The organism is Bacteroides sp. Ga6A2 (assembly GCF_000702225.1).
GTDB lineage: Bacteria > Bacteroidota > Bacteroidia > Bacteroidales > Bacteroidaceae > Ga6A1.
Window position 1 is genome coordinate 25094 of record NZ_JNKX01000045.1, and the last position, 6766, is coordinate 31859.

At 47.4% G+C, this 6766-nt stretch carries 6 protein-coding genes; 2 read left to right on the plus strand and 4 right to left on the minus strand.

The genetic code is table 11. The features are described from left to right. Positions 1 to 84: 84 nt before the first annotated feature. From T538_RS0111570 to T538_RS0111580, 3 genes are read right to left on the minus strand one after another with little or no spacing between them, the layout of a single operon-like run. Positions 85 to 924 (minus strand): PstA family ABC transporter permease, encoded by an 840-nt coding sequence (locus T538_RS0111570; protein WP_031533943.1) that lies wholly within the window; start codon positions 922 to 924, stop codon positions 85 to 87. Next, positions 921 to 1805 (minus strand): phosphate ABC transporter permease subunit PstC, encoded by an 885-nt coding sequence (gene pstC / locus T538_RS0111575; protein WP_031533942.1) that lies wholly within the window; start codon positions 1803 to 1805, stop codon positions 921 to 923. Before pstC ends, T538_RS0111570 begins: the two co-directional genes overlap by 4 nt. Further along, positions 1802 to 2404, minus strand: coding sequence for a glycosyltransferase family 2 protein (locus T538_RS0111580; RefSeq protein ID WP_031533941.1), 603 nt, complete (start codon positions 2402 to 2404; stop codon positions 1802 to 1804). The genes pstC and T538_RS0111580 overlap by 4 nt, the downstream gene beginning before the upstream one ends. 154 nt (positions 2405 to 2558) lie before the next feature. On the opposite strand from T538_RS0111580, the gene pstB reads away from it, so the two are divergent. Both pstB and cysK read left to right on the plus strand, forming a co-directional pair. Next, complete coding sequence (gene pstB / locus T538_RS0111585; RefSeq protein WP_051656058.1) at positions 2559 to 3356, plus strand: phosphate ABC transporter ATP-binding protein PstB; 798 nt, start codon at positions 2559 to 2561, stop codon at positions 3354 to 3356. Positions 3357 to 3378: 22 nt separating this feature from the next. Next, entirely contained in the window at positions 3379 to 4323 is a 945-nt protein-coding gene (gene cysK / locus T538_RS0111590) for a cysteine synthase A (RefSeq protein ID WP_031533939.1), read from the plus strand. Between the two features lie 401 nt (positions 4324 to 4724). On the opposite strand, the gene T538_RS0111600 is transcribed toward cysK, so the two are convergent. Then, positions 4725 to 5960 carry a hypothetical protein gene (locus T538_RS0111600; RefSeq protein ID WP_155993152.1) on the minus strand — a complete coding sequence of 412 codons (1236 nt, stop codon included), beginning with the start codon at positions 5958 to 5960 and terminating at the stop codon, positions 4725 to 4727. Between the last annotated feature and the right edge of the window lie 806 nt (positions 5961 to 6766).

Below are 6766 nucleotides of genomic sequence, written 5' to 3' on the forward strand. Positions count from 1 at the left end.
TTTCAACGATGCAAAATTACATTCCAATCGCCACTCCCGAAATAGCCTTCGGAGGGCATTTATGTAACATAAATATGTTATGATTCAGATTTTGTTCTTCGAGAAATGGCGCATGATGAATCGTCCCGAAAGACTGAGTACCAAGATGATAGCCGTAAGAAGAACAGCCGCCGCGTATGCCCTGTTCCTGACCTCGACCTGAGGCACGGACAGTTGGAAGAAGATTGAGAGCGGAAGCGTTGCTGCCTTGTCGGTGAGCGATTCGGGAATGTTGTCGGTAAATCCGGCGGTAAACATCACTCCGGCGGCATCGCCCATCGCCCTGCCTACCGACAAGAGCGTGGCTGTGGCTATTGCCGGAGCAATCTGCCTAACAACAACCCAGATGGTCTCTATTCGAGTTGCGCCAAGCGAATAGGCTGCCTCGAGCAAGTCCTTCGGAATGTTGCGCGCCACCTCGTCCATACTTCTGATAAGGATTGGGATTATAAGCAGCGTCTCTACGATGATTCCGCCAAGGAGCGACGCCCTTATCCCGACGGCAATCATTATGGTAAAGGCAAATGCGCCATAGACGATGCTCGGAATTCCGAAAAGGACATCGAACGCCAGCCGGGCAACGTATGCAAAGCGCGAATTCGACTTCAGATACACGTTAAGGTAGAAAACTACCGGAATGCTTATAACAAGCGCGATGGCGGTTGCCCCGAGAACGATGTAGAGCGAGCCCACGATGGCGTTGAGAAAGCCGCCTTCCTTGCCTATGTAAAAGCCCGAGCCGGGCAGAGACGTAACCATGTCCCAAGTAAGCACCGGCAATCCTTCGGAAAAGATGCTCCACAAAACGCTTGCCACAAAGCCGAAGACGATGAGCAGCGACAGATACATCAGCGTTCTGAAAATATATTCTTCTATGTATTTCATTCTACTTTTATGCTTTTAAGATACAGGCGCGCCACCAAGTTAAACAGCAGCACGACGAAAAACAAGATGAAGGCGGCAAACATCAAAGCCGACTCGTAAAGCGGCAGAGAAAGCATCTCGCCGTAGTTGTTGGCTATAAGTGCCGGAATTGGATAGCAGGCATCGAGCAGCGAATTTGGAATGATGATGAGGTTTCCGCACACCATCAGCACGGCTATCGTTTCGCCAAGGGCACGGCTCACGGCAAGCACCACCGACGCCACGATGCCCGGCAGTCCCTTGCGCAGAACGATGTGCTTTGTTGTCTGCCAACGTGTTGCACCGAGAGCCAGAGAAGCCTCGCGAAGTTCGCGGCTCACGTTGCCAAAAATCTCGACAAAAAGGCTGATGAGCAGCGGCAGAACCATAACGCTCAACACCACCGCACCCGACAACAGCGTGTAGCCCGACGTAACCGTACCTACGGCAGGACCGACGATATCGCTCACTATCGGCACGATGACGAGCGTTCCCCACACGCCGTAGATTACCGACGGCAGCGAAGCCAGAATGTCGAGCAGAGGATAGATGTACCTGCGCACAACGCTCCTACTGTATTCGGTAAGCAGAATAGCCATAAGGAGCGAGATGGGCAGGGCTATGGCTATGGCAACGCCCGTAACGTAGAACGTGCCCACGATGAATGCCAAGAATCCGAACTTGTTGTTCATAGGCCTCCACTCGGATGTGGTGAGGAGGTCGGAAAGCGTATGCTCATGAATGATGTCGGATGATTTCAGCCAAAGCCCGACAGCCATGGCAATAACCATGAGCATCGAAAAAAGCGTAAAGCCAGTCATCAGTCCGCCGGCAACCTTGTCTTTTGCAATTCTGTAGTTCATAGCCATCTCCTCCACCAAGGTTTACGTTCAACTTTAATCAGAGGTGCGCCGCCCTCGCCGTATATTGCCACCAGATGGTCTGAATAGGCAAAGTCGAGTGTCTTCCACGAGTCGGGCAGATGCGCAATGCTGCGGCTGAAGATGCTGCTGCCCGTAACCACGCTTATCTCACCTCTCAACACGTCGCGCGCCTGAATCTTGCCCTCGCTGCGATAACTATTCGGAACAGGTTCGCCACCACGCATCACGGCGTAGTTGCTTGCGCCGCACAGCGTTCCGTACTTCTTTACTGCGAGATAGAGAGCCTGAAGGGCGTTCGATTTCAGATAATCGGCTCCGTCCATGTAGACTATCCACTCGCCCGATGTCAACTCAAGCCCCTTGTGCCGGGCACTCCACAACGGAACCTCGGCATCAAGACGGACATATCTCATCCGTCTGTCGAACAGATACGACCGCACCTGAAACTCGCTCGCATCCGTCGAGGCATTATCAATTATGATGCACTCCCATTGCTGCACGGTTTGCGCCACAAGCGACTGGAGTGCCGAGATAATGCTCTTTTCCTGATTGTGTAATGTTAAAATGATACTAATCATTATCTTTCTTTATTACTGATTTTGGTTGCAAAGGTAGACATACGGCAACACACATACAATCGCCATGAATAGCCATAAGCATAGCATATTTATGTTATTGACAGCAATGTTTTTTATGCCTATTTTTGCACCGAAAAAACATAATAAAACGACAATGAAAGATTTTAACCCAACACAAAAATTCGACAAAATCGAGCACAACGGTCTGGAGGTCAGAAACCTGAACATCCACATCGGCGATGTTCATATACTTAAAGATGTGAACGTAACTATTCCGAAGAACAAGATAACATGTATCATCGGTCCGTCGGGCTGCGGAAAGAGTACGCTTCTGCGAACCTTCAACCGCATCATCGACACGACCGAGGGCGTGAAGATTGACGGCGACGTACTCTTTGGCAACCACAACATCGTAAAGTCGCACGGCAGCAAGCTGATAGAGCTTCGCCGGCACATCGGTCTTGTTCCGCAGCGTCCGTGCCCTCTGCCTATGTCTATATTCGACAATATAGCCTACGGATGCCGCATACACGGAATAAGGAACAAGGAGAAACTGAATGCCATTGTTGAGCATTATCTGCGCAACATCGGCCTGTGGGACGAGGTTAAGGAACGTCTGCACACGCCGGCATCGCGTCTGTCGGGCGGACAGCAGCAACGTCTGTGTCTGGCGCGCTCGCTCGCCGTCGAGCCGTCGGTTCTGCTGGCTGACGAGAGTACATCGGCTCTCGACCCTATTTCATCAAAAAAGGTAGAGCAACTTTTCGTCGACCTAAAACGCGACTACACCATCGTAATCGTTACGCACACGCTCCAGCAGGCGCAGCGAATTGCCGACAACGTAATCTTCATGTATCTTGGCGAGGTTATTGAACAGGGCACGGCGCAAGAGGTCTTCAACAATCCGCAGAAAGAACTTACAAAGCGATACCTTAACGGAGCATTCTCTTAAAAAAATCTAATCAGAAAAAACCATGAGCATAGCAAATTCTCTTACCGAAATAATTGGCAGAACGCCACTCCTTAGGCTCAACAGATTCTCGGCAGACAGCGGAATAGTAAACCCGATTGTGGCAAAGATCGAATCGTTCAACCCGGGCAGGAGCGTGAAAGACCGCATAGCCCTTGCCATGATTGAAGATGCCGAGAAGAAGGGCGTGCTAAACGCCGGCGACACGATAATTGAGCCAACATCGGGCAACACCGGAATAGGTCTCGCGCTTGTATGTGCCGTAAAAGGCTATCATCTCATACTCACGATGCCCGAGACGATGTCGATAGAACGCCGCAACATCGTAAAGGCCTACGGCGCAGAAGTTGTTCTTACCGACGGCAAGGACGGAATGGTTGGCTCGATAAAGGCGGCGAAGAGGCTGCACGATGCCATTCCCAACTCCATCATTCTGCAACAGTTCGAAAACAAGGCAAACCCAAACTGCCACTTCGAGACAACAGGCCCTGAACTGTGGCAGCAGACGGGCGGCAACATAGACATCTTCATTGCCGGCGTCGGAACAGGCGGAACAGTTAGCGGCATAGCCCGATTCCTGAAATCGCAGAACTCAAAGATAAAGGTGTATGCCGTTGAGCCGAGCACATCGGCGGTACTTAACGGCAAGCCAAGCGGCCCGCATAAAATTCAGGGTATTGGCGCAGGCTTCATTCCAAAGACGTACAACGAGAATTTTATAGACGATGTCCTCGACATAGACAACGACGAAGCCATCGTTGCCAGCCGCGAACTTGCCACAAAAGAGGGTCTCCTGCTTGGCATCAGCTCGGGAGCGGTGGCGCGCGCCGCACAGATAATAGCGCAGAAGTCCGAGAACAACGGAAAGAACATCGTCACGCTCTTTCCCGACACGGGCGAACGCTATCTCTCCACAACGCTCTTTGCCTACGACGAATATCCGCTATAAGAGCGCTTACGTCAGCCCGTTCGGAGGGAGTTTGTTGGCAAAGCGAATTCCCTCCTATTTTAGCCGATTTATTGAACTGAATATCAAGCCGAATTCGACGTTCGAACTTTGTTCGCTTGCTACCGAAGGGACTCCACCGTTCAGCCGAATTTCCGAATTCGGCTTGAGCAAAATCGGGAATTTGTAATTCCCACCGCTAAAAAAATCCGTATCACACAAGTACCGTTTTATACATAACATCTTGTCGCACAGCGACAAGGCGAGTTGCATACTCGCGTATTTTGATGCTGCGGAATTGCAAATTCGGCAGGACGGGGGAAACCGAAGCGACCATAGGTCGAGCGGCAAATTCCGCAGAACGGGAAGTGCCCCAAACTACAAATTGGCTAAGCAAAGGCAAGCTACCATTTTATCTCGCCCTTCATATCCTCAAAGTCTACGGCTTCGTCGGTTTGGAGATTTTCGGCTGAATATTTTTCTACGGCTTCGGTATCCTCGGTATAGAAGAACATTTCGGCTTGGAGCATGTCGGGCATCCAGAGCGAGAAGATTTTGCCTTTTACGCCGCAGATTGGCAGGAACTCGTTGAAAGCCTTTAACAATGCATCTGTATCTATATAGTCGCTTCCGTCAGGAGTGAACTCGACTGCCTTTCTGCCTTTCTTCAAACTGATGCTGCCGCTCAACGTGTGCTCAACAATGGTGAACTTGCGGACATCGGCAAGCGAGAGAATATCGACAATAAGGTTGGAATAGTCTTCGAGGCTGTCGATGCACTCGGCATCGAGGACGCAAGCGTGCTCAATGTGCGCCACCTGCTTTATTTCTTCGAACAACGGAATATCGCTATCTTCGTAGGTTGGGGCTGGCTTCTTGTTGTTTACCTTCTTTGTTATATCGACCTTCTCCAATTCGGTTTCTGACATCGGAACACCGCAGAATGTCTTTTCCGGCTCGCCTTCAACCTCTTCGAGAACGTGAAGAACGCTTGTAATTACATCGTAAAGATAAATCTTTCCGTCAATAAACTTTGGCACACAATTCTCGTATGCAATATCGTAAAACCTGTGGAAGTATTTAAACTGTCCCGTTTCGGGGTCTATTGCCGCCAAAAGCGTCAATCCGCTATCGTACAACATGCGCCAAAGCAAACCGTTATGAATTGTGAGTTTATCTCCTGATGGTCTAACCTCGTGCCCATTTATTGAAAGAGGGGGAAGTTCGCCATTATAATCATACAAACAAAGCTCTCCGTTGTCCAAGTCTATACGATAAAAAATAGAATTATAGCTTTCATACCCATAATGACCTATAATTTGCATTGAACGGTATGCCATGTATATAGTTTTCCAAACTATTTTTCCACACATTGTCATTCGGACTATACCAACCGATGTTACAATAATCATGTCATCTTCATACGGCATTATCTTGTACAATCGCATTTCACGAGAAGTATAATCTGAATAAATCTTTTGAACTTCTTCTTCTGGGAAAACATCATCTATTGCTATATGAAGAATAATCTCCATAGCATCATTCTTCATCTCAAGAATGTACAAGTTGTGATAATCTTTGCAAACCCAAAAACTATTCTTATCATAACAAATATCAAATTCTCCAATAGAATTCATCATCTTTGTCACGCCGCAAGTGGTTTTGTTATATTTGAAGACTAAGTTTTTGTTATACAGAAATATATAACAAGAACAGTCATAGACATCAAATGTATATATATCATCACAAAATACTTCTAAGACCTCCTTAAATTCAGGCAATAAAAAAAAATGCACTTCATTTTTTTCGTAATCGAAAATCAGTAAACAATCTCCAATCCATTTGTAACCAATATCGCCTTCGTAACTATATTTTTCAATAATTAGGAAATCATTCAATCGGGCCTTACAAATGATTGTTTCATTTTCTTTTTTGCCCTTCTTTCTAAAATAAGCAAAACCGTTATTTATCGGTATACCACCAAGTTCACTACGATGTTGTAAGATTTCTATTAATTTCATTCTTCAAAAGTTTCTAATTTAAATATTTTTTCAAATTACTCTCTTTCTGATAATTTTTTATATAGTTCATCAGCAGAGTTGATTTTCTCTACCGTTCTGCCGAATTTGTCGCTCGACCTATGGTCGCTCTTACCTTTGCATCGGATTATAGATAATGTTCTAAATGTCCGATGTTAAACATCGTATAAATTTAGTTCATGCGGCAACAATTTTGTAGTTTCGCTAGAGATTGTGGCCGTGGAGGGCGAGAGCATTGTGTCGCTAGGTAAGCCGTCTGACTATATCGTTAGCAAGACCTTCGTCCGCCCTCCTTTTAAAGTCTTTAGAGTCTGAACATAGAATCGTAGCACGTCGCTGGACGATGCAGTGTCCGACAAGAGTGAAGTCGAGGAAGGCTTTGGCTATAGTCTGAACTTTAGTTATTA